Genomic DNA, 21,838 nt, shown 5'->3' with positions numbered 1-21,838 from the left:
TTGGGTGCAGCAGAAAACTCTTGTTCTACTTATCGGCAAAACTGCGCCAGACTATAGCCCGTTAAGGCGAAAAGCCAATTCGGCCCGTTCCGGGCGTGTTGAACGCAAGTGATGATCGCGCCCCAATCATGGCAATTGAAACGACAACCCCAACAAACCGCCCCACTACCCTCGCCGCTTGGATCAAGTGCCTGGACGACGTGCTGCTGCCCGTGCCCCAGGCCAGCCACGAACGCGTGTGCAAAGCTATTCGCGATAGCCGCAGTTCATTGCGAGATATTGCTGAGTTAATGCAAAACAGTCCGGCCCTGGTGCTGAGTGTGATGCGCGAAGCCAACAGCCAAGCCCACGGCAGCCTGGCCGAACCTGCGGAAAACCTTGAAGTCGCACTTAACCGTCTTGGCCTCAAACGTGCCGAAGAGCTGTTGGCGCGCCTGCCTTCGGTACCCGCCCGGGAAATCCCCGTGGCCTTGCGTCAACTGTTGCTAATCAGCCAGCACGCATCCCAGCAAGCTAACGGTTTGTTCGGCAGTCGCCTGGCGCGGTTGTGGCAGGACATCCACTGGGGCAGCCTGCTGTTTTTGTCGCCACTGTGGCCGATGGCCGTCGCCTACCCCAAGCTTTTGGAAGAGTGGGAGTTGCGGGTGATCCATAAAGGCCAATCGGCACGCCAGGTCGAGCAACAGCTGTTCGGCGTGCGCTTGCTCGACCTGTGCCTGGGCCTGACCGAAGCCTGGCACCTGCCGATCTGGGTTTCACAGGGCTACAAGTTGCTGTTGGCCGAGCAACGCCTGCTGGTCAAGGCGCTGCACATTGCCCGTCAAGACGATGCCCTGCGCCACCAGCAATTGCTCGATGCCGAGCCCAACCTGCGACGCTGGCTGAACCAGCCGGCCAATACCGTATTGCTGGCCAATGGCCTGGCGATGTCGGCCCAGGAATCCTGGACCTGCCCGCACACAGAGCGCTGGCAATACCTGACGGCGCTGTACCTGCAAACGCCATTGAGCGATGTGCAACAGCAAGCCCACCAGCAAGCGGTGACCAGCGCTCGCACCACCTTGATGCCCGATCTCTGGCACCCGGCGCTGTCGCTGATCTGGCCGTGGCATGTGCAGAAAGTCCATCGCGGCTTGCTGCCTGCACCACCGCCCACGGCCGAAGCCTTGGCCGTGTGGCGCACGCGCTGCACCGAGTTGCTGGTGGAGCCGAGCCGCTTTGCCAACGCCATGCACCTGACCACTTGCGCCAAGGAAGCCCTGGTCGCCAGTGGCATGCAGCGGGTACTGATATTCATGGCAGATCGCGCCTTGAGCACCTTGCGTGTACACCAGGCCGACGGCCTGCCCAAGGACGCGGCTCACCTGAGCCTGGATGTGGTGAACAGCACACTGCTGCAACGCCTGCTGGAAAAGTCCGCCCAGGTACGCCTGACCCCCGACAACCATGCGCAGTTTTCCGCATTGCTGCCACCGATCCTGCGTCGTCTGTTTATTGGCGAGCATCTGCTGCTGCGCTCACTGAGCTGCAACGGCCGTGTGGTCATGCTGATCGTGGCGGACCAGGGCGGCGGGCCGTTCTCGGAAACCACCGTGCAGGCGTTCGGCAAAACCGCCCAATGCATCGAGAAAGCCCTGCACAGCTTTACCAACCGCAGCGCCTGATGCTTGCGCTACAATCACCGGCCTTTATCGCCAACATTTGTGCCCAGGAGACCTCACATGCCTGACTTCTCTGGCTTGCCGCTGGTGATCGAATCCGCCGACCTGTTGGGTCGCCTCGATTCCAAGCACTTGATACTGGTAGACCTCACCAGTGTCGCCCGCTACGCCGAAGGGCATATCCCCGGCGCGCATTTCGTTGACCCCAAGCGCACCCAACTGGGACAGCCACCGGCACCCGGCCTGCTACCAAGCAAGGCCGACCTGGAAAAACTGTTCGGCGAACTGGGCCACACCCCGGACGCCACCTATGTGGTCTACGACGACGAAGGCGGCGGTTGGGCCGGGCGTTTTATCTGGATGCTCGACGTGATCGGCCACCAGAAATATCACTACCTCGACGGCGGCCTGCTGGCTTGGCTGGAGGAAGGGCACCCGCTTTCCACCGATGTGCCCCCAGCAGCCGGCGGCCCGGTCAGCCTTACGCTGCACGACGGCCCCACAGCCACCCGCGAATACCTGCAAAGCCGCCTCGGCGCGGCCGACCTGGGGATCTGGGACGCTCGTGGCCCGCTGGAGTATTCCGGCGAGAAAGTGCTCGCAGCCAAGGGCGGCCACATTCCCGGCGCGGTGAACTTCGAATGGACTGCCGGCATGGACAAGACGCGCAACCTGCGTATCCGCCGTGACATGCCGCAAATCCTCGAAGACCTCGGGCTGACCAAAGACAAAGAAATCATCACCCACTGCCAGACTCACCACCGCTCTGGCTTCACCTACCTGGTGGCCAAGGCGCTCGGTTATCCGCGAGTCAAAGGTTATGCCGGTTCCTGGGGCGAATGGGGCAACCACCCCGACACCCCCGTTGAGATTTAAGGTTTAAGGACAGTTATGAAAAAGCAGTTGTTTATCCTCAGCCAGTACTTGCTGCCGCACCACTTGCTGTCGCGCCTGGCTGGTTGCATCGCCGAGTGCCGCGTGCGCTGGTTCAAGAACGCCTTCACTGCCTGGTTCGCCAAGCGCTACCAGGTGGACATGTCCCAGGCCCTGGTGGAAGACCTGAGCGCCTATGAGCACTTCAACGCCTTCTTCACCCGTGCGTTGAAAGACGGCGCCCGCCCGTTGGATCCAACCCCTGGCGCAGTCCTGAGCCCCGCCGATGGCGCGGTCAGCCAGCTAGGCCCGATCGAACATGGCCGTATCTTCCAGGCCAAGGGCCACAGCTTCAGCGTGCTGGAACTGCTCGGTGGCGATGCCGCAATGGCTGCGCCGTTCATGGGCGGCGAGTTCGCGACAATTTACCTGTCGCCCAAGGACTACCACCGGGTGCACATGCCACTGGCCGGTACCCTGCGCGAGATGGTGTATGTGCCAGGGCGGATTTTCTCGGTCAACCAGACCACCGCCGAAAACGTGCCGGAACTGTTCGCCCGTAACGAGCGCGTTGTCTGCTTGTTCGACACCGAACGCGGCCCGATGGCCGTAGTGTTGGTAGGTGCGATGATCGTTGCGTCGATTGAAACCGTGTGGGCCGGTTTGGTAACGCCGCCGAAACGCGAGCTGAAAACCTTCCGCTACGACGAAGCGGCCCGCGCGCCGATTCATCTGGACAAGGGTGCGGAACTGGGTCGTTTCAAACTGGGCTCCACTGCCATCGTGCTGTTCGGGCCGGACCAGGTGAAGTGGGCTGAAGAACTGGCAGCGGGTACGCCGGTGCAGATGGGCCAGGGTATCGCCGCAGCTAAAGCCTGATATTGCAGTTGATCGTTCCCACGCTCCGCGTGGGAATGCAGCCCGAGGCGCTCTGCGCCCAAAGCGTGACGCAGAGCGTCACTGGAGGCGTTCCCACGCGGAGCGTGGGAACGATCAGCTGTGGGGTTATAGCTGACCGTCGCGGTCACGCAAGCCCAGCAGATACAACACGCCATCCAACCCCAAGGTCGAAATCGCCTGCTTGGCTGACTGCTTGACCAACGGTTTGGCGCGAAAGGCCACGCCCAACCCGGCAATCGCCAGCATCGGCAAGTCATTGGCGCCGTCGCCGACCGCAATGGTCTGCTCCAGGCGCAAGCCTTCCTTATGGGCCAATTCCTTGAGCAGGTCGGCCTTGCGCTGGGCGTCGACAATCGGCTCCACCGCGACGCCAGTCACTTTGCCATCCACCACTTCCAGCTCGTTGGCGAATACATAGTCAATGCCCAGCTTGGCCTGCAACTGCTTGGCGAAGTACGTGAAGCCGCCGGACAGGATGGCGGTCTTGTAGCCCAGTCGCTTGAGTTCGGCGAACAGGGTTTCGGCGCCTTCAGTCAGGCGCAGCGACGCGCCGATCGAGTCCAACACGCCCACGTCCAGGCCCTTGAGCAGCGCAAGACGCTCCTTGAAGCTGGCACGAAAATCCAGCTCGCCGGCCATCGCGCGCTCGGTAATCTCAGAAACTTGCTCGCCCACACCGGCCGCCTTGGCCAGCTCATCGATGACTTCGGCTTCGATCAAGGTGGAGTCCATGTCGAACACCGCCAAGCGGCGGTTGCGACGGAACAGGGAGTCTTCCTGGAAGGCGATATCGACATTCAGTTCCTGGGCCACGCTCAGGAAGTCGGCGCGCAGCGCTTGCGCGTCAGCCGGTTCACCGCGCACGGAGAACTCGATGCAGCCCTTGCCTTTGTCAGCCGGGGTGTCCAATGGCATGCGACCCGACAGACGGTCAATATGGTCGATATTCAATCCGTATTGCGCGGTGATCGAACTGACGCGCTGCAGCTGCTCAGCCGTTACCTTGCGGGTCAACAGGGTGACGATATGGCGTTTTTTACCCTGGCCTTCGACCCAGTGCTGGTAGTCAGCTTCGGACACCGGGGTGAAACGTACCTGTTGATCGAGCTTATACGCCGTAAACAGGATGTCCTTGAGTACCGAGGAGGCCTGCTCGGTGCTGGGGATCTCCACCAGGATGCCGAACGACAAGGTGTCGTGGATCACTGCCTGGCCGATGTCGAGAATGTTCACACCACCCTGGGCCAGGACGCCGGTAATGGCTGCGGTGAGACCCGGTCGGTCTTCACCCGTGATGTTGATCAGGACAATTTCGCGCAAAGCGCACCCCCAGGCTGGAAAAAAACCGCATTCTACCCACTTTCAGTGACCATCGGGCACAGGCAGCGCTTTGCCGGCCAGGGGCCTGTCGCTATACTGCGCGTCAACTTCACGGACCAAGAGCCGAGCGCAAGTGAACCGGCCCACGCCAGTAAAAACCGATAACTTCTTCCTGCTGATCTTCCGGGCACTGCGCCATCGCCGTGTACCGATTGCATTGCGCATCGCCAGCCATAACGTGATCCTGGTCGCTCTGGCCCTGGTGATCTACGCCTGCGTGATGGGTTTGCAGTTCAAGCAGGCCATGCACGAGCAAGCTGACGCCCTGGGCGCGAGCCTGACAACCCAGACTGCCACTTCGGCGACTGAGTTGCTGGTGTCCAACGACATCCTCAGCCTCAACGTGTTGCTCAACAACCTGACCAAGAACCCGCTGGTGGCCCACGCCGCCATCTATAGCGTGGACAACCGGATCATGGCCGAGGCCGGGCAGCGCCCGAAAAACGGCCTGCTCGGTGAGGCCGAAGGCCTGTATCAGAGCAATATCACGTTCCAGGACGTGAAGGCCGGCCAACTGCGTATCAGCCTTGATATGCAACAGTTCCAGCAGCCGATGACCATCAGCCTGCAAAGCATGGGCATCCTGAGCGCGATCCTGCTGGCCTTGGCCCTGGCCTTGAGCCTGCGCCTTGGTCGGCATATCTCCACGCCGTTGATGCAACTGCGCATCTGGCTGCGGGATATCGACGAACACACCCCGGCCACCGATCGCCAGGACGAAATCGGCGACCTCGCGCGCCAGCTCCACACCAGCTTTGCCCCGGAGCCGAAAGCGCCTGAAGTCGAACCTGAGCCTGAGTACGACGACACCGAGGACTACAACGACGAGCCTGAGTTTGAAGTGCGCGACCTGCGCGACCCAGGCTTCGACGAAAGCGCCCCGGTGGCCGGCCTCAAGCCTGCGCCGCGCCATGTGATCAAGGCTGAGGAAGACGAGCTGGACGACGAAGACCCGTTCGCCGACCTGCGCGACACCTCGGCAGCCGCCCCAGTCGCTGCGCCCAAACCGGTTGCGGTCAAGAACGCCGAGCCACAGCACAGTGCTGTACTCGCCGTGCAACTGGGTGCCCAGGAGCAACTGCGCCGCCTGCCCCGCGCCCGCCTGACCGAACTGCTCGAACGCTACCGTGACTGCCTCGACCAGGCCGCTTCGCTCTACCAGAGCGAACTGCACACCCTGAACGATGGCAGCACGCTGATGCTGTTCCACAGCGAAGACAGCGGCGAGGACTACCTGACCAATGCCATCTGCTGCGGCGAGCTGTTGCGCGCCCTGGGCCATGCCCTGCAGATCGAAGTAGCCGACAGCGGCATTACCCTGCAACTGCAGCTGGGTCTAACCGTGGGTGACGACCTGTTTGGCATCAGCCAGATCGACCTGCTGCTGACCGAAATCGCCCAGGATGCCCTGGCCTTGTCCCAGCACAGCCGTAACCTGCTGCTGGTGGAGCGCAAGATCAGCGAAGACACGCTGATCCGCCAACGCGCACGTATCCGCCCGATTGCCAGCCCTGAAGGGGCCAGTTGTGTGGAGCGGTTGATGGAGCCGTATCCGTCGATGCTGGAGCGTCAGTTGGCGCGGATGCATGAGACCCGTAAGCCCTGAGGCATAGCGTTATACCTACTGTGGAGCTGGGCTTATGTGGGAGCGAGCTTGCTCGCGAAGGCGGCGTGTCACTCAGCTGATGCGCCCCTGACACACCTGATTCGCGAGCAAGCTCGCTCACACACAAGCCCGCCCCCCTATTTGGGTTGTGGTGCAGCTTAAATCGCAGCCCAACAAAAAGGCCCGCTTATTCAGCGGGCCTTTTGTTTGTGCGCCATTCAGATCAGAATCTGAACACTTCCAAATCCGTACGAATCGGCGTGGCCATCGGCATCTTCGGTTTTTCCGGGGCCGCAGGCTTGGCCTGGGCGGGGGCCTGCTTACGCGGTTGCGCTTCGGCAATCGGCGGCTGGTTGGCCAATGGTTTGAGCGCCACCGACAACTGCTGTGCCAAGTGCTGCAACAGCACACCCTGGGCCTGGACCTGGGACGCAGTGGTGCCGGCGTGCTCTTCCTGCAGATGCACAATGCGGTTGTCCCGCACCTGCCCGCGACGGTCGATCAGGCGCCACTGTGCATCCAGGATCGCCGGTTGCGACTTGCCGGAATCCAGCCGCGTAATGGTCAGCAACACCTGTACATCCGGGGTGAACCCGGAGGGTCCCGGTGCCAGGACCACACGCTGGCTGTCCAGCTGGCCGGCGACCTGACGCAACATCAACTGGTTGATATCCGACGACAGGCTACCGGCCCAACGACCATCTGTGGAACCTTGCAGGCTGCCGTCGTTCTGACGTTGAAGCAGGGTTTCGCGTTGCAGGTAATCGGCAACCACTACCGGCCCCAGCAATACGGCCATGCCAGCGGTTTGGGCTGGCTGAGCCGGACTTCCGCTGTCCAGCTGGTACAGCGACACCGGTTGATGTGTGCTGCAACCCGCCAACCCCAAAAGGCCAGCGAGCATCAAAAATAGAGGAAGGCGTGGAGCAGTCATCATCCCATCCAAGTGGCTGCCACAAGGCGAACCACAATGTAATACTAAAAATAACCTGAACACGCTCGGCCACGCCGGCGCTGGAAAGGCCATATCATCCGTGAATATGCGCCATGACTCCAGCGCGAAAGCATCGATCTACGCGTTAAATCGTAGATCGAGGCCTCTAGTACCGCTTAAACCGGCGTTTCGACCAGCAAGGCATCCACTCGCTGGAAGCCTCGTGGCAGTTTGTTACCTCGCCGGCCACGCTCACCCTTGTAGTGTTCAAGGTCGTCAGGGCGCAATGACAACGTGCGCTTGCCGGCCTGGAGCACCAGGGTAGAACCTTCCGGAACCACGGCGATGTCAGTCACATACTCCTCGCGACTGGCCACCCGGTCACCGGGAATCCCGATGATCTTGTTGCCTTTACCCTTGCCCAGCTGCGGCAAGTCGCTGATCTTGAACACCAGCAAGCGCCCTTCGGTGGTCACCGACGCCAGCCAGTTACTCTCCCGATCCTCCACCGGCCTTGGCAGGATCACCTTGGCATTGTTCGGCAGGCTCAACAGCGCCTTGCCCGCCTTGTTCTTGGCCTGCAGGTCTTCACCCTTGACCACGAAACCGTAACCGGCGTCGGAGGCGATGACATACAGCGAATCATCGTCCGGCAACAGCACGCACTCGAAATTCGCCCCCGGTGGCGGCGTGAGGCGCCCGGTCAACGGCTCGCCCTGCCCCCGTGCAGACGGCAGGGTGTGGGCCGGCACCGAATAACTGCGCCCGGTCGAGTCGATAAACACCGCGAATTGATTGGAACGTCCGGCGGCAGCGGTCTTGAAGCCATCACCGGCTTTGTACGAAAGGCCGGTGGCGTCAATATCATGCCCTTTGGCGGAGCGAACCCAACCCTTTTCCGACAGAACGACGGTAATTTTCTCGTTGGGCAACAGCTCGGTTTCGGTCAGCGCCTTGGCTTCAGCGCGCTCGACGATAGGCGAGCGACGGTCATCGCCATAGGTTTCGGCGTCTTTGATCAGTTCGCTGCGCACCAGCTTCTTGAGCTTGGCTTCGCTGCCCAGCAGGGCTTGCAGCTTGGCTTGTTCCTTGAGCAGTGCATCCTGCTCGTCGCGCAGCTTCATTTCTTCCAGGCGTGCCAACTGGCGCAAGCGGGTGTCTAGAATGTAGTCCGCCTGGATTTCGCTCAGCTCGAAACGCGCGATCAGCTCGGCTTTCGGATGCTCGGCGGTACGGATGATATGGATCACTTCATCCAGGTTGAGGTAGGCGATCAGCAAGCCGTCCAACAGGTGCAAGCGGCGCTCGACCTTGTCGAGGCGAAATTGCAGGCGGCGACGCACGGTCTGTACGCGGAACTCCAGCCATTCCACCAGCAGATTGCGCAGGTTCTTCAACTGCGGCTTGCCGTCCAGGCCGATGATGTTGACGTTGACCCGGTAGCTGGACTCCAGGTCGGTGCTGGCGAACAAGTGCTGCATCAGCACTTCGTGATCCACCCGGCTGTTAGTCGGGATGATCACGATGCGGCATGGGTTCTCATGGTCGGACTCGTCACGCAGGTCGGCCACTTGTGGCAATTTCGACGGCTTGGCCTGCATCAATGCGGCGATCTGCTCCAGCACCTTGGCACCCGATACCTGGTGCGGCAGCGCGGTCACAATAATGTCGCCGTCCTCGATGTGGTACACCGCGCGCATACGCACCGAGCCCTTGCCCGTTTCGTACATCTTCAGCAGGTCCGCGCGCGGCGTGATGATTTCTGCTTCGGTCGGGTAATCCGGGCCCTGGATATGCTCGCAGAGCTGCTCGACCGTAGCTTTGGGCTCATCCAGCAAGCGCACGCAGGCAGTGGCGACTTCGCGCAGGTTGTGCGGCGGCACATCGGTGGCCATGCCGACCGCAATACCGGTGGTGCCGTTGAGCAGGATATTCGGCAAACGCGCCGGCAACACCAGGGGTTCGTCGAGGGTGCCGTCAAAGTTCGGCCCCCAGTCGGCAGTGCCCTGGCCCAGCTCGCTGAGCAGCACTTCGGAATAACGCGACAGCCGCGCCTCGGTGTAACGCATGGCGGCGAAGGATTTGGGGTCATCCGGTGCACCCCAGTTACCCTGCCCGTCCACCAGGGTATAGCGGTAGCTGAACGGCTGGGCCATCAGCACCATGGCTTCATAGCACGCCGAATCACCGTGGGGGTGGAATTTACCCAGCACGTCACCGACGGTACGCGCCGATTTCTTGTGCTTGGAATCGGCGTCCAGGCCCAACTCACTCATGGCGTAGATGATGCGCCGTTGCACGGGCTTCAGGCCGTCGCCGATATGCGGCAAGGCACGGTCCATGATCACGTACATGGAGTAGTTGAGGTAGGCATTTTCGGTGAATTCAGCCAGCGACCGGCGTTCTACGCCATCTAAGCTGTCTGCGAGGATGTCACTCATGCGGGCCTCATCATGGGGTAAGGCGCAGCGGAACTGCCGCTGCGCTGATTCAATTCAAAAAAATCTCGACTCATGGCTGGGCACTCCAGCCGCCATCCGGAGCGGCAAAACGATAGACCATCGGACGTTTTTCACCATCGGCACGCGGGCCGAAATTGTTGTCGATCCCGACCCAGGCACCGTCGGCATCCACCAACAGGGCTTCAGCCAGGCCATACGACTGCGGGTAACGTCGCTGCGGCGTCAGGGCTTCGTCGGCAAACGACCAGCACAGCTCAACCTTGGCCGTGAGCGGGTCGCGCCGGCAGATCTGAAACGCATTGCGCTCCAGGGTAAACAGCTTGCCGTTGAACAGCGACAGGTCAGCAAAGTCCTTGGACACGGCCTTGGCGTTGGGGAACTGCGCCGGTTGCACTTCCTGGCCGGCCTCGCTCAACAATACACAACGGCCATCGCAATCCCATACGCTCTGCCCACGCTTGATCGAGACCAGGCCACGGCGTTCGCGCTCGGCAGCCAGCCAGATCTGATTGCCTTCAGGGTTTACCGCCAGGCCTTCGAACAAGGCATTAAAGTGCAGCAACATGCCACTGGCCCTGGCTTCACGCACCATGCCCGGCGCGATTTTCAACCACTCGGGTGCGCCCGTTGCGGGTACCTGCAACACCGCGGCATGGGCTTCGCTGACAATGTAGCGGTTGCCTGCGGCATCACAACTGATGCCTTCAAAGTCCAGGTCACCACCACGTATGAACGAAGCGGCCTTGGTGCGCGAACGCAAGCCCCAAGGCAGGCCGGACTCGGGCACGGGCGGCACGTCGATCGTCAGCGCTTGCGCGCTCCAGGTCGGCGCACGGGTATCCAGGCGGTAGATCTGGTCGTCATCGCGGTCCGAAACCGTCCACAGCTCGTTGCCACACAACGCCAGGCCCGACAGGTTCCCGCCGCGCATGCCGTCAACCGGGTGTTCCGAGACCAGCTTGAGCTCTGCCACGCTGGCTGCGGCCACCTGGGTGACCGCCATCCCGCTCAACATCAGGATCGCCAGGGCGAAGCCTGTGCGCATCAGCCCAGTACCTCGGCCAGGTTGCCTTTGGATTCAAGCCAGGTCTTGCGGTCGCCGGCGCGTTTCTTCGCCAGCAGCATGTCCATCATTTCCGAGGTGGCGGCGAAGTCTTCCAGGGTCAACTGCACCAGGCGCCGGGTGTTCGGGTCCATGGTGGTTTCGCGCAGTTGCGGCGGGTTCATTTCACCCAGGCCCTTGAATCGCGTGACCTGTGGCTTGCCGCGTTTCTTCTCGGCCACCAGGCGGTCAAGGATGCCATCGCGCTCGGCTTCGTCCAGGGCGTAGAAGATTTCCTTGCCCAGGTCGATGCGGTACAGCGGCGGCATGGCGACGTAGACGTGACCGGCATCCACCAACGGGCGGAAATGCTGGACGAACAACGCGCACAGCAAGGTAGCAATGTGCAGGCCGTCAGAGTCGGCGTCGGCGAGGATGCAGATCTTGCCGTAGCGCAACTGGCTCATGTCTGCCGCGCCCGGATCGACGCCGATGGCGACCGCGATGTTATGCACTTCCTGGCTGGCCAGCACTTCGCTGCCATCGACTTCCCAGGTGTTGAGGATCTTGCCGCGCAACGGCAGGATCGCCTGGAACTCCTTGTCCCGCGCTTGCTTGGCGGAACCGCCGGCGGAGTCACCTTCCACCAGGAACAGCTCGGAACGCATCGGGTCTTGCCCGGCGCAATCGGCCAGTTTGCCCGGCAGTGCCGGGCCCTGGGTGATGCGCTTGCGCTCGACCTTTTTGCTCGCCTTCAAGCGCCGGCCGGCGTTGTTGATCGCCAGCTCCGCCAGGGCCAGGCCCAGTTCCGGATGCTCGTTGAGCCACAGGCTGAAGGCGTCCTTGACCACGCCAGAGACAAACGCCGCTGCCTCGCGGGACGACAGGCGCTCCTTGGTCTGCCCGGAGAATTGCGGTTCCTGCATCTTCATGGACAGCACGAACGCGATGCGCTCCCACACGTCTTCCGGCGCCAGTTTGACGCCGCGCGGCAACAGGCTGCGGTATTCGCAGAACTCACGCATGGCATCCAGCAAGCCTTGGCGCAAACCGTTGACGTGGGTGCCGCCCTGGGCCGTGGGGATCAGGTTGACGTAGCTTTCCTGCACGCTGTCGCCACCTTCGGGCAACCACAGCAGCGCCCAGTCCACCGCTTCTTTATTACCCGACAGGCTGCCGCAGAACGGCTCGTTGGGCAGGCGCTCGAAGTCGCTGACCGAGTCTTCCAGGTAAGAGCGCAGGCCGTCTTCGTAGTGCCACTCGACCTTCTCGCCGGTACCTTTGTCTTCAAAGCTGACCAGCAGCCCCGGGCACAACACAGCCTTGGCCTTGAGCACGTGCTTGAGGCGGCTGATGGAGAATTTGGGCGAATCGAAATACTTGGGGTCCGGCGCAAAGTACACGCTGGTGCCGGTGTTGCGCTTGCCCACGGTGCCGATCACTTCCAGGTCGGTGGCTTTGTAGCCATCGGCGAAAGTCATCTGGTACTCGTTGCCATCGCGCTTGACCTTGACCCGCACCAGGGTCGACAGCGCGTTGACCACGGAAATACCCACGCCGTGCAAACCGCCGGAGAACTGGTAGTTCTTGTTGGAGAACTTGCCGCCGGCATGCAGCTTGGTAAGGATCAGCTCGACGCCCGGCACACCCTCTTCGGGGTGAATGTCCACCGGCATGCCACGACCGTCGTCGGACACTTCCAGGGAATGGTCGGCGTGAAGGATGACTTGCACCGACTTGGCGTGCCCGGCCAAGGCTTCGTCGACGCTGTTGTCGATGACTTCCTGGGCAAGGTGGTTCGGCCGACTGGTGTCGGTGTACATGCCGGGGCGTTTGCGCACCGGGTCGAGGCCCGAGAGGACTTCGATGGCGTCGGCGTTATAAGAGCTAGCGCTGGGAGTGGCCATGGGGTCTCGTCGTGAGTCGTTCGATTAAAAAGTGACCTGCGATTTTCTACAGTGACGAAAAATCGAAGGATTGAAACTGATCTGCGCCAATGCCGGCAAAGCACAACAGTGCCGGCAATTGCTGGGCGAACCCCTGGTAACCATGGTCGCCACCGGCCTGGATGCGCAAGGCGCAGGCCCGGTAATACTGTTGGGCCAGGCGATAATCCAGGGTTTCGTCCCCGGTCTGCAACCACACCTGATAACGCGCGGCATCCTGGGGCGCCGGTACTTCCAGCTCGGCCAAGGCCGTGACGTGGTCCTGTGTCAACTCCCAGGTCTCATCGGTGTAGAGGTTCTTCTGGGTGCCCAGGTAACCGTCGAACATCCGATGGGGACTGACCGCCGGGTTGACCAGCAACGCCTTGAGGCCATGGCGTTCGGCAAGATGGGTTGCATAGTAGCCGCCGAGTGAGCTGCCGACCAGCAGTGGCCGGCCCAGTTGCGCAATCGCTTGCTCCAATTGAAGAATTGCCTGACGAGGGTGGTGATGCAGCGCCGGTACGCGTAACTGGTCGGACAGGCCGAGGGTGCCCATCACGGTGGTCAACTGGCTGGCCTTGTTGGAAGCCGGCGCACTGTTGAAGCCGTGGATATACAGGATCGAAGCGGACATGCCGGGCTCTCCGTGCTGGGGCCAAAGAGGCGCAGTTTACAGGGAATGCAGGCAGAAGCGGACCCAATGTGGGAGCTGGCTTGCCTGCGATGGCGGCGATTGAGTCAACGAGTCAGCGCCAGGTACACCGTCATGGCAGGCAAGCCAGCTCCCACCTTTTGATCAGTGTTTGCAGGCCTTAATAGCCGTTGCTGCCGTAATCGACCGTAAAAGCGAAGCCTTTGACCCGCTCCACCCCCGTTTCCAACCGTCCGTCGCCATGCAAGCGCAACCATCGATACCCCGGCGCTTGCTCGCTGACCTGGAAATCCTCACTTCCCGGCGCAAACTGGATACAGGTGGACGGCGAAGCCAGCAGTCGCACACCGTTGCGCTCGCCGTCGATTTCCTGATGCACATGGCCCCAAAGCAATGCCTTGGTCTGCGGGAAGCGCTCAAGCACGGCAAACAGCGCCTCGGGGTTGCGCAGGCCAATCGGCTCCATCCATGCACAGCCGATGGGCACCGGATGATGGTGGAAACACACCAGGTGATGGCGATCCGGCGCTTCGCTCAAGGCCTGCGCCAGCCGTTGCAGTTGCTCGTCTTGCAAGTAACCCGGCACCGACCCGGGTACCGCCGAATCCAGCAGGGTGATACGCCAGTTGCCGATATCCACCACCGGTTCGAGCAAATCACTGTGCATGGCAGCCTGGGCCATGACCTGCGGTTCGTCGTGGTTGCCGGGAATCCAGCGCGCCGGGGCGCGAAGGGGAGCGGTCAAATCGCGAAACTGTTGATAGGACGCCAGCGTGCCGTCCTGGGACAAGTCGCCGGTCGCCAGTATCAGGTCGATGGCCGGCTGTTGCGCACGCACCAGCTCGACCACCCGCTGCAGGCTTTCACGGGTGTTCATGCCCAGCAGCGTGGCGTCAGCGTCGGCAAACAGATGGCTGTCGGACAACTGCACCAGCAACACGGCATCAGGATTCACGACGGATACGCTCGGCAAGGCGCTCTCCCTGGCAACTACAGGAATGGACATTTGGCGCGATTATGCTGGGGCAGGACACAAAGAGGAAACCCAAGGAAGCAGACGCAGTTCACCTCTACCGCACCACTTCAAACTCATGGCCCAAGGCCAGGCAGTGGCTGAGCCATTCACCGAGGAACACATTGAGCTGTGCTTTCTCATCGGGCTGGTGCATGAACACATTCGGGTAAGGATAGATGCTGCGAAAGCGTCGTGCGTGCTCGGCGCTGATCACTTCGGCCATACGGGCGTCGTGGTAGACCTGTACTTCCAGTTGCGGCACCGGCAACCACGGCAGGCTGTGTTCCTGGCGCACCCGCAGGGTGGTGGTGTACGGGCAGGTGAGAATGACTTCCAGGGTCAGCACACCGAGGATCTGGTCGCCATGGGTGACAGCAATGCGCCGCGCCTGGGGGGCGTGGCGCATGTCCGGGAGCAGGCGCATCAGCCGCGCATAGTTGGCCTCGCAGGCCGCTTGCAGCCCGATCAGGTCTACTCGATAACGTTCCCGTGCCTTTACTGCCATAACCCCCTCACTTCCGCGCGATTAAGCGCAAGCCATTGCAGGGCGATAATGCTGGCTGCGTTGGAAATCTTGCCATCGCGCACTGCCTGCAAGGCATCTTCGAAGGCCCAGGCGGTGACGCGGATATCTTCTGCTTCTTCTTCCAATCCATGGACGCCACCCGCGCCCGAGCTGTCGCAACGGCCCAGGTACAGGTGGACAAATTCGGTGCTGCCGCCCGGCGATGGGAAATACTTGGTGATCGGCCACAGCGCGGAGAATGTCAGCCCAGCTTCCTCCTCGGCCTCGCGGTGTGCAACCTCCTCGGGTTGCTCATCCTTGTCAATCAGGCCGGCGACCATCTCCACCAGCCAGGGGTTATCGGCGCGGCCCATGGCGCCGACGCGGAACTGTTCGATCAGCACCACCTCATCGCGCAGCGGGTCGTAGGGCAGCACGCATACGGCGTCATGACGCACGAACACCTCGCGGTTGATCACCCGGCTCATGCCGCCGTCGAATTTTTCGTGGCGCAGTTGCACGCGATCGAGCTTGTAGAAGCCTTTATAGGCATTGTCACGCTGAACAATCTCGATTTTGTTCGGCGTCGACTTCGCGATGTCCGTCATGGTGTCCCTCGTTAAGCTCGTGCAATGGGCGCCATCCTAACGCGCCGACGCCCGTTGATGCAGCCCCTTTGCGGTTGCCGGGAGAGGCGGCGAGCGTCAAACTCACTGCAATCAGTTTAGTGGCGAACTGGCGGCCACGTTGGCAGTCCAAGCGCTACTCTTTTCGCTTTCCATCGATTTACGAAGGACACACATGTCGCTTTTAAAAATCGCCTCCGTGGCCTGTATTGCCTTGACCCTGGGTGCTTGCCAGAGCCTGTTCCAACCTGCCTATCTCAAGCCGCTGGACGTTACCACCGACAAATCGGAGCAGATCAAGCCCGGCTGTGATAGCCCGGCCTGCCCGCTGGTAAACATCGACACCGTGCATTTCCCCACCGAGCCACAACTCGACAGCCTGGTGGAACAGCGTTTGCTGCAAATGACCCGCACCACGCCTGGCGCCAGCGTACCGGCGAGCCTGAACGCCTACCGGAACACCTTCCTGCGTGAGTCGCCTGACCGCCACGGCATGTACTTGCAAGCCAAGGTACGTGACCAGCATGACGGACTGGTGATCGTTGAAGTGTCCAGCTACCTGGACACCGGCGTCGCCCACGGCGAGCCAGGCCGCGGGTTTATCAACTATTCACGGATTCTGCATAAGGAACTGACCCTGGCCGACATGCTGCTGCCCGGCCAGGAGCAGGCGTTCTGGAATACCGCTAAAGTTGCCCACAACAGCTGGTTGATCAGCACCAAGATGGATCGCGATCCGGAGTTCGTGAAGAGCTGGCCGTTTCAGAAAACCCCGAACGTGGCCCTGACCAGCGGCGGCGTGGTGCTCAAGTACAACGTCAGCACCATCGCCCCTTACGCACAGGGGCTGATCGAAATCACCCTGCCCTATACGCGCCTCACCGGCGTGATCAAGCCTGAGCTGATGCCGGCACGCCGCTGATCGGTTGTTATTGCAGGGGAGAGTGGGTGTTTGTCGGATCGCTATCGCGGGCAAGCCCGACTCCCACAGGGGACCGGCAGTGAACACAAAATCTGAGTCCACTTAGGCCAACTGTGGGAGCCGGGCTTGCCCGCGATGACGGCGGTGCAGGCACCGCCGCCTATGGATCAGACCTTCTTGTAGAGCTGGCTACCTTCCTGCTTGAACCGCTCAGCCTGCTCGGCCAAGCCCTTGGCCACATCCACATCCACCGCATCGATGCGCTGGTTGGCCGCGTACTCACGCACTTCCTGGGTGATTTTCATCGAACAGAACTTAGGCCCGCACATCGAACAAAAATGCGCGACCTTGGCCGAATCCTTCGGCAAGGTTTCATCGTGATATGAACGTGCGGTATCCGGGTCCAGGCCGAGGTTGAACTGGTCTTCCCAGCGGAACTCGAAGCGCGCCTTGCTCAAGGCGTTATCGCGAATCTGCGCGCCGGGGTGGCCTTTGGCGAGGTCGGCCGCGTGGGCCGCGATCTTGTAGGTAATGATCCCGGTCTTCACGTCATCCTTGTTCGGCAAGCCCAGGTGCTCCTTGGGCGTGACGTAGCAGAGCATGGCACAACCGAACCAGCCGATCATTGCCGCGCCGATACCCGAAGTGATGTGATCATAGCCGGGCGCAATGTCGGTGGTCAGCGGGCCTAGGGTGTAGAACGGCGCCTCGTCGCAGCACTCCAGTTGCTTGTCCATGTTCTCCTTGATCAACTGCATCGGCACATGGCCGGGGCCTTCGATCATGGTTTGCACGTCGTGCTTCCAGGCGGTCTTGGTCAGTTCGCCCAGGGTTTCCAGTTCGCCGAATTGCGCGGCGTCGTTGGCATCGGCAATCGAACCCGGGCGCAAGCCATCGCCAAGGGAGAAGCTGACGTCATAGGCCTTCATGATTTCGCAGATTTCGTCGAAATGCGTGTAGGTGAAGTTCTCTTTGTGGTGGGCCAGGCACCACTTGGCCATGATCGAACCACCACGGGAGACGATGCCGGTCACGCGCTTGGCAGTCAGCGGCACATACCGCAGCAATACCCCAGCGTGGATGGTGAAGTAGTCGACGCCCTGCTCGGCCTGTTCGATCAAGGTGTCGCGGAACAGCTCCCAGGTCAGGTCTTCGGCGGCGCCCCCGACTTTTTCCAGGGCCTGGTAGATCGGCACGGTACCGATTGGCACTGGCGAGTTGCGGATGATCCACTCGCGGGTTTCGTGGATGTGTTTACCGGTGGACAGGTCCATCACCGTGTCCGAGCCCCAGCGAATGCCCCAGGTGAGCTTCGCCACTTCCTCTTCGATGGACGACCCCAGGGCGCTGTTGCCAATGTTGCCGTTGATCTTCACCAGGAAGTTACGGCCGATGATCATCGGTTCCAGCTCGGTGTGGTTGATGTTGGCCGGGATGATCGCGCGGCCCCGGGCGATTTCTTCGCGTACGAATTCAGGCGTGATGATTTTCGGCACGCTGGCGCCGAAGCTGTGGCCGGCGTGCTGCTGATCCAGCAAGCCACTGGCACGGGCCTCTTCAAGCTTCATGTTTTCGCGGATGGCGACGTATTCCATCTCGGCCGTGATGATGCCTTTGCGCGCGTAATGCATTTGCGTGACGTTGGCACCGGCCTTGGCGCGGCGCGGGTTCTTTACATGGGCAAAACGCAGGGCAGTCAGTTCGGCGTCGCTCAAGCGCTGCTGGCCGAAGTGCGATGTGAGACCGGGCAGGCGCTCGGTGTCGTCGCGTACTTCGATCCACGGCGAGCGCACGTCGGCCAGGCCTTTGCGCACGTCGATAATCACATTCGGGTCGGTGTAGGGGCCTGAGGTGTCGTAGACGGTAACCGGCGCGTTGATTTCGCCGCCGAAATCGGTAGGCGTGACGTCCAGGCTGATCTCGCGCATCGGCACGCGAATATCCGGGCGGGAGCCCTGCACGTAGATTTTTTGCGAGCGGGTAAACGGCTGCACGGAGCCGGAGTCGACCTTGGCCGATTCACTCAGGTGCACGGTATTTTTTAGTTTTGTACTCATCACGGGCTCTCCAACTTATCCAGGCGGTGGATTTTTGTCGGAGCGAACCTGTGACGGACGGACGCACTGTAACCAGTGCTGTGCTTGGCGCACGAGGGCTGTTCGATTGTCGAACAACATCCCGGACGAAGCACAAGAGGACTCGCCGGGTGACGAGAAATCTTGTTCCCTACGCAGGCGCTAACCTGATCAGGTTCAACGGGATCCGGTATTTACCGATCTCAGCCTTCCAACAAGGCACCCCGACAAGAACGCGGCCAGTCTAGACCATGGCGTGGGCAAATTGCCAATAGCGGTGCATTCAGCGTGATGAATGGCGCGATCGTGGGATTGTTGTGCGCAGGTCCGGCCACTACACTCGGGCACTGCTTCAAGGCTTGACGCCAGGAATGGCCAGCCTTAGCCTTGAGCGCTAAATTATAGTCGTAATATTAAAATTAGGGATCGCCTCATGCTGCGCAAACTCTCACTGGCTGTTGCCGTGTCTTGTGCGACCAACGGACTGGTCTGGGCAGCTGAAGCGCCCTTGTCCGCCAACACCGACCTGGTCAGCGTCTATCAGGAAGCGGCGCACAACAACGCCGACCTGGCCGCTGCCCGTGCGCAGTACGGCGCGCAAAAAGAAGTGGTGCCCCAGGCCCGCGCAGGTTTGCTGCCGAATCTGTCGGCCGGTGCCGACAGCAATAACGTGCGCACCCAGATCGATCAACCGGCCGCCACGGCCAACCGTGACGCCCACTCCTGGCGCGCCACCCTGAGCCAGCCGCTGTTTCGCGCCGACCGCTGGTTCCAGCTGCAAGCCGCACAAGCGGTCAACGAGCAAGCCTCGCTGCAACTGTCGGCCTCCGAGCAGAACCTGATTTTGCAAAGTGCCGAGAGCTACTTCGCCGTGCTGCGTGCCCAGGACAACCTGGCGTCGACCAAAGCCGAAGAAAATGCCTTCAAGCGCCAGCTCGACCAGTCCAACGAACGCTTCGATGTGGGCCTGTCGGACAAGACCGATGTGCTGCAATCCCAGGCCAGCTACGACACTGCCCGGGCCAACCGCATCCTGGCCCAGCGCCAGGTGGACGACGCTTTCGAAGCGCTGATCACCCTGACCAACCGCCAATACAATTCGATCCAGGGCATCGTCCATACGCTGCCGGTGCTGCCGCCGGCGCCGAACGACGCCAAGGCCTGGGTCGAAACTGCCGGGCGCCAGAACCTTAACCTGCTCGCCAGCAATTACGCGGTAACCGCCGCTGAAGAAACCCTTCGGCAGCGCAAAGCCGGCCACTTGCCGACGCTCGATGCGGTTGCGCAATACGAAAAAGGCGACAACGACGCCCTGGGTTTCAGCAACCCGAATCAGTTGCCCATCCCGTACGGTGGCGATGTGTCGCAACGCACCGTCGGCCTGCGCTTGAACATCCCGATCTATAGCGGCGGCCTTACCAGCTCGCAAGTGCGCGAATCCTATTCGCGCCTCGACCAGACCGAGCAACAACGTGAAGGCCTGCGCCGCCAAGTGGTGGAAAACACCCGCAATCTGCACCGTGCAGTCAACACCGATGTGGAGCAGGTGCAAGCGCGCCGCCAGTCGATCATCTCCAACCAGAGCGCAGTGGAAGCCACGGAAATCGGCTATCAGGTGGGCACGCGCAACATCGTCGACGTGCTGGACTCACAGCGCCAGCTGTACGCGTCGGTGCGCAACTACAACAACAGCCGCTACGATTACATCCTCGACAACCTGCGCTTGAAGCAGGCGGCCGGCACGCTCAACCCGGGGGATTTGCAAGATCTGGCGCGCTATCTCAAGGCTGACTACAACCCGGACAAAGACTTCCTGCCGCCGGACCTGGCCAAAGCCGCTGCCGAACAGCTCAAGGCCCGCCCCGGCTATTAAAATGTGGGAGCTGGCTTGCCTGCGATGCAGACACCTCGGTACATCAGGTACACCGAGGTGATGCTATCGCAGGCAAGCCAGCTCCCACATTGGGTTGGTGTTGTCAGTGTTTGATCAGTTTGTCCAAACCCTCCAGTAAACGCTTGAGCGCGCCCTGATTGGCCTGCATCACCTTGAGCCCCGCCTGCGCCATCTTGCGTGCGTCCTGGGGCAACTCAAACAACTGTCGCACCGCTTCGGCCAGCCCATCGGCATCGTCCACCTCTCGCAAAGCCCCGGCGTCGCGCATCATCGCGGTGATGTCGAGGAAGTTGAAGACATGCGGGCCCATGATCACCGGTTTACCCAGCGCCGCCGGTTCCAGCGGGTTGTGCCCGCCGGTCGGCACCAGGCTGCCGCCGACGAATGCGCTGTCGGCCAGGGCGTAAAGAAACAGCAATTCGCCCATGGTGTCGCCGAGCAGCACCGAGGTGTGCTCGGTAACCGGCTCGCCGCTGGAGCGACGCACGGTGGCAAACCCTTGCTGCACGCAGCGCTCAAACGTAGGGCCAAAGCGCTCCTGATGACGGGGCACCAGAATCAGCAGTGCATTGGGATAGTTCGCCAGCAACTGGCGATGAGCGGCCAGCACCACGTCGTCTTCACCTTCGTGGGTACTGGCGGCGATCCAGACCGGACGCTCGCTGGCGCCCCATTGTTCACGCAGGGCAGCGGCGCGGGCCGTCAACTGCGGGTCGATGCTCAGGTCGAACTTGATCGAGCCGGTCACTTCCACGGTTTCAGGACGTGCACCCAGGCTGCGCAAGCGTTCGGCCTCGGTCTCGGTCTGTACGGCGAACAGGCTCATTTCTGCCAGCATCGGCGCCGTCAGCTTGGCAAATCGCGCGTACCCCTTGGCCGAACGCGCCGACAACCGTGCATTGGCCAGCGCCACCGGGATACCGCGCTGGGCACAGGCGTGGATATGGTTGGGCCACAGCTCGGTTTCCATGATCACCGCCAGCGTGGGCTGGACGCGGTTCAAAAAACGCTTGGCGGCGCACGGTAAGTCGTACGGCAAATAGCAGTGCTGGATGCGCGGTTCGTTGGCGAACAACGCCTGGATCCGCTCGGAACCGGTGGGCGTCATGCAGGTGACGGTAATCGGCAGCTGTGGATAACGCTCCAACAAGCCGCGAACCATCGGGGCGGCGGCAATGCTTTCGCCGACCGACACCGCGTGCACCCAAATCCCGCCGGGCCGCATCACCGGCAAGCCATAGGAAAACCGCTCGCCCACCCGCTTGGCATAGGCCGGCGCTTTGCGCGCACGCAACCACAAGCGTAAAGCCACCAACGGCAGCGCCAGGTAAAACACACAGCTGTAGAGAGTTCTATTCATGGC

The 21,838-nt window shown here is 61.5% G+C and carries 17 protein-coding genes and 1 riboswitch; of the genes, 6 read left to right on the top strand and 11 right to left on the bottom strand.

What is annotated here, in order from left to right; all coding sequences use genetic code 11:
- Positions 1-128 precede the first annotated feature (128 nt).
- The 3 genes from AB4P90_RS03425 to asd are packed head-to-tail and all read left to right on the top strand — an operon-like array spanning position 129 to position 3,413.
- Positions 129-1,664: an HDOD domain-containing protein gene (locus AB4P90_RS03425; protein WP_102666002.1), complete on the top strand. Its 1,536-nt coding sequence runs from the start codon at positions 129-131 to the stop codon at positions 1,662-1,664.
- 57 nt (positions 1,665-1,721) lie between these two features.
- Positions 1,722-2,537: a rhodanese-like domain-containing protein gene (locus AB4P90_RS03420; RefSeq protein ID WP_102666003.1), complete on the top strand. Its 816-nt coding sequence runs from the start codon at positions 1,722-1,724 to the stop codon at positions 2,535-2,537.
- A gap of 15 nt (positions 2,538-2,552) precedes the next feature.
- Positions 2,553-3,413, top strand: coding sequence for an archaetidylserine decarboxylase (asd, locus tag AB4P90_RS03415; protein WP_102666004.1), 861 nt, complete (start codon positions 2,553-2,555; stop codon positions 3,411-3,413).
- Positions 3,414-3,539: 126 nt separating this feature from the next.
- On the opposite strand, the gene serB is transcribed toward asd, so the two are convergent.
- The gene (gene serB, locus AB4P90_RS03410; RefSeq protein WP_003188034.1) at positions 3,540-4,754 is read right to left on the bottom strand and encodes a phosphoserine phosphatase SerB; all 1,215 of its coding nucleotides are present in this window, start codon (positions 4,752-4,754) and stop codon (positions 3,540-3,542) included.
- 133 nt (positions 4,755-4,887) lie between these two features.
- On the opposite strand from serB, the gene AB4P90_RS03405 reads away from it, so the two are divergent.
- Positions 4,888-6,420 carry a HAMP domain-containing protein gene (locus AB4P90_RS03405; protein ID WP_014716655.1) on the top strand — a complete coding sequence of 511 codons (1,533 nt, stop codon included), beginning with the start codon at positions 4,888-4,890 and terminating at the stop codon, positions 6,418-6,420.
- A 223-nt stretch (positions 6,421-6,643) separates the two neighbouring features.
- On the opposite strand, the gene AB4P90_RS03400 is transcribed toward AB4P90_RS03405, so the two are convergent.
- The 8 genes from AB4P90_RS03400 to AB4P90_RS03365 form a co-directional block, all read right to left on the bottom strand.
- Positions 6,644-7,357, bottom strand: a complete 714-nt coding sequence (locus tag AB4P90_RS03400; RefSeq protein WP_032873461.1) for a membrane integrity-associated transporter subunit PqiC — start codon at positions 7,355-7,357, stop codon at positions 6,644-6,646.
- A 173-nt stretch (positions 7,358-7,530) separates the two neighbouring features.
- On the bottom strand, positions 7,531-9,795 hold the full coding sequence (gene parC, locus AB4P90_RS03395) for a DNA topoisomerase IV subunit A (protein WP_020301636.1): 2,265 nt from the start codon (positions 9,793-9,795) through the stop codon (positions 7,531-7,533).
- Between the two features lie 70 nt (positions 9,796-9,865).
- Positions 9,866-10,861, bottom strand: coding sequence for an esterase-like activity of phytase family protein (locus tag AB4P90_RS03390; RefSeq protein WP_014716652.1), 996 nt, complete (start codon positions 10,859-10,861; stop codon positions 9,866-9,868).
- Entirely contained in the window at positions 10,861-12,765 is a 1,905-nt protein-coding gene (gene parE / locus AB4P90_RS03385) for a DNA topoisomerase IV subunit B (RefSeq protein ID WP_003188026.1), read from the bottom strand. The genes AB4P90_RS03390 and parE overlap by 1 nt, the downstream gene beginning before the upstream one ends.
- A 46-nt stretch (positions 12,766-12,811) precedes the next feature.
- On the bottom strand, positions 12,812-13,420 hold the full coding sequence (locus AB4P90_RS03380; protein ID WP_014716651.1) for a YqiA/YcfP family alpha/beta fold hydrolase: 609 nt from the start codon (positions 13,418-13,420) through the stop codon (positions 12,812-12,814).
- Between the two features lie 178 nt (positions 13,421-13,598).
- Positions 13,599-14,411 (bottom strand): 3',5'-cyclic-AMP phosphodiesterase, encoded by an 813-nt coding sequence (gene cpdA / locus AB4P90_RS03375; protein ID WP_395605663.1) that lies wholly within the window; start codon positions 14,409-14,411, stop codon positions 13,599-13,601.
- Positions 14,412-14,508: 97 nt separating this feature from the next.
- Positions 14,509-14,958, bottom strand: coding sequence for a DUF1249 domain-containing protein (locus tag AB4P90_RS03370; RefSeq protein ID WP_395605662.1), 450 nt, complete (start codon positions 14,956-14,958; stop codon positions 14,509-14,511).
- Positions 14,949-15,566 carry an NUDIX domain-containing protein gene (locus tag AB4P90_RS03365; protein ID WP_032893869.1) on the bottom strand — a complete coding sequence of 206 codons (618 nt, stop codon included), beginning with the start codon at positions 15,564-15,566 and terminating at the stop codon, positions 14,949-14,951. Before AB4P90_RS03365 ends, AB4P90_RS03370 begins: the two co-directional genes overlap by 10 nt.
- A gap of 193 nt (positions 15,567-15,759) precedes the next feature.
- Between AB4P90_RS03365 and AB4P90_RS03360 the strand changes: the two genes are divergently transcribed.
- On the top strand, positions 15,760-16,506 hold the full coding sequence (locus AB4P90_RS03360; RefSeq protein WP_014716648.1) for an RsiV family protein: 747 nt from the start codon (positions 15,760-15,762) through the stop codon (positions 16,504-16,506).
- Between the two features lie 167 nt (positions 16,507-16,673).
- On the opposite strand, the gene thiC is transcribed toward AB4P90_RS03360, so the two are convergent.
- The gene (gene thiC / locus AB4P90_RS03355) at positions 16,674-18,563 is read right to left on the bottom strand and encodes a phosphomethylpyrimidine synthase ThiC (protein WP_014716647.1); all 1,890 of its coding nucleotides are present in this window, start codon (positions 18,561-18,563) and stop codon (positions 16,674-16,676) included.
- A gap of 149 nt (positions 18,564-18,712) precedes the next feature.
- Positions 18,713-18,818, bottom strand: a riboswitch (TPP riboswitch).
- 196 nt (positions 18,819-19,014) lie between these two features.
- Between thiC and AB4P90_RS03350 the strand changes: the two genes are divergently transcribed.
- A complete protein-coding gene (locus tag AB4P90_RS03350) occupies positions 19,015-20,454 on the top strand; it encodes a TolC family outer membrane protein (protein WP_014716646.1) in 1,440 nt (479 codons plus the stop codon).
- A gap of 103 nt (positions 20,455-20,557) precedes the next feature.
- Here the strand turns inward: AB4P90_RS03350 and waaA are convergent, their stop codons facing one another.
- Positions 20,558-21,835 carry a lipid IV(A) 3-deoxy-D-manno-octulosonic acid transferase gene (gene waaA / locus AB4P90_RS03345; protein ID WP_106111110.1) on the bottom strand — a complete coding sequence of 426 codons (1,278 nt, stop codon included), beginning with the start codon at positions 21,833-21,835 and terminating at the stop codon, positions 20,558-20,560.
- Between the last annotated feature and the right edge of the window lie 3 nt (positions 21,836-21,838).

The organism is Pseudomonas sp. B16120, assembly GCF_044218845.1.
GTDB lineage: Bacteria > Pseudomonadota > Gammaproteobacteria > Pseudomonadales > Pseudomonadaceae > Aquipseudomonas > Aquipseudomonas paracarnis.
This window is presented reverse-complemented; position numbering and strand designations above follow the sequence as displayed.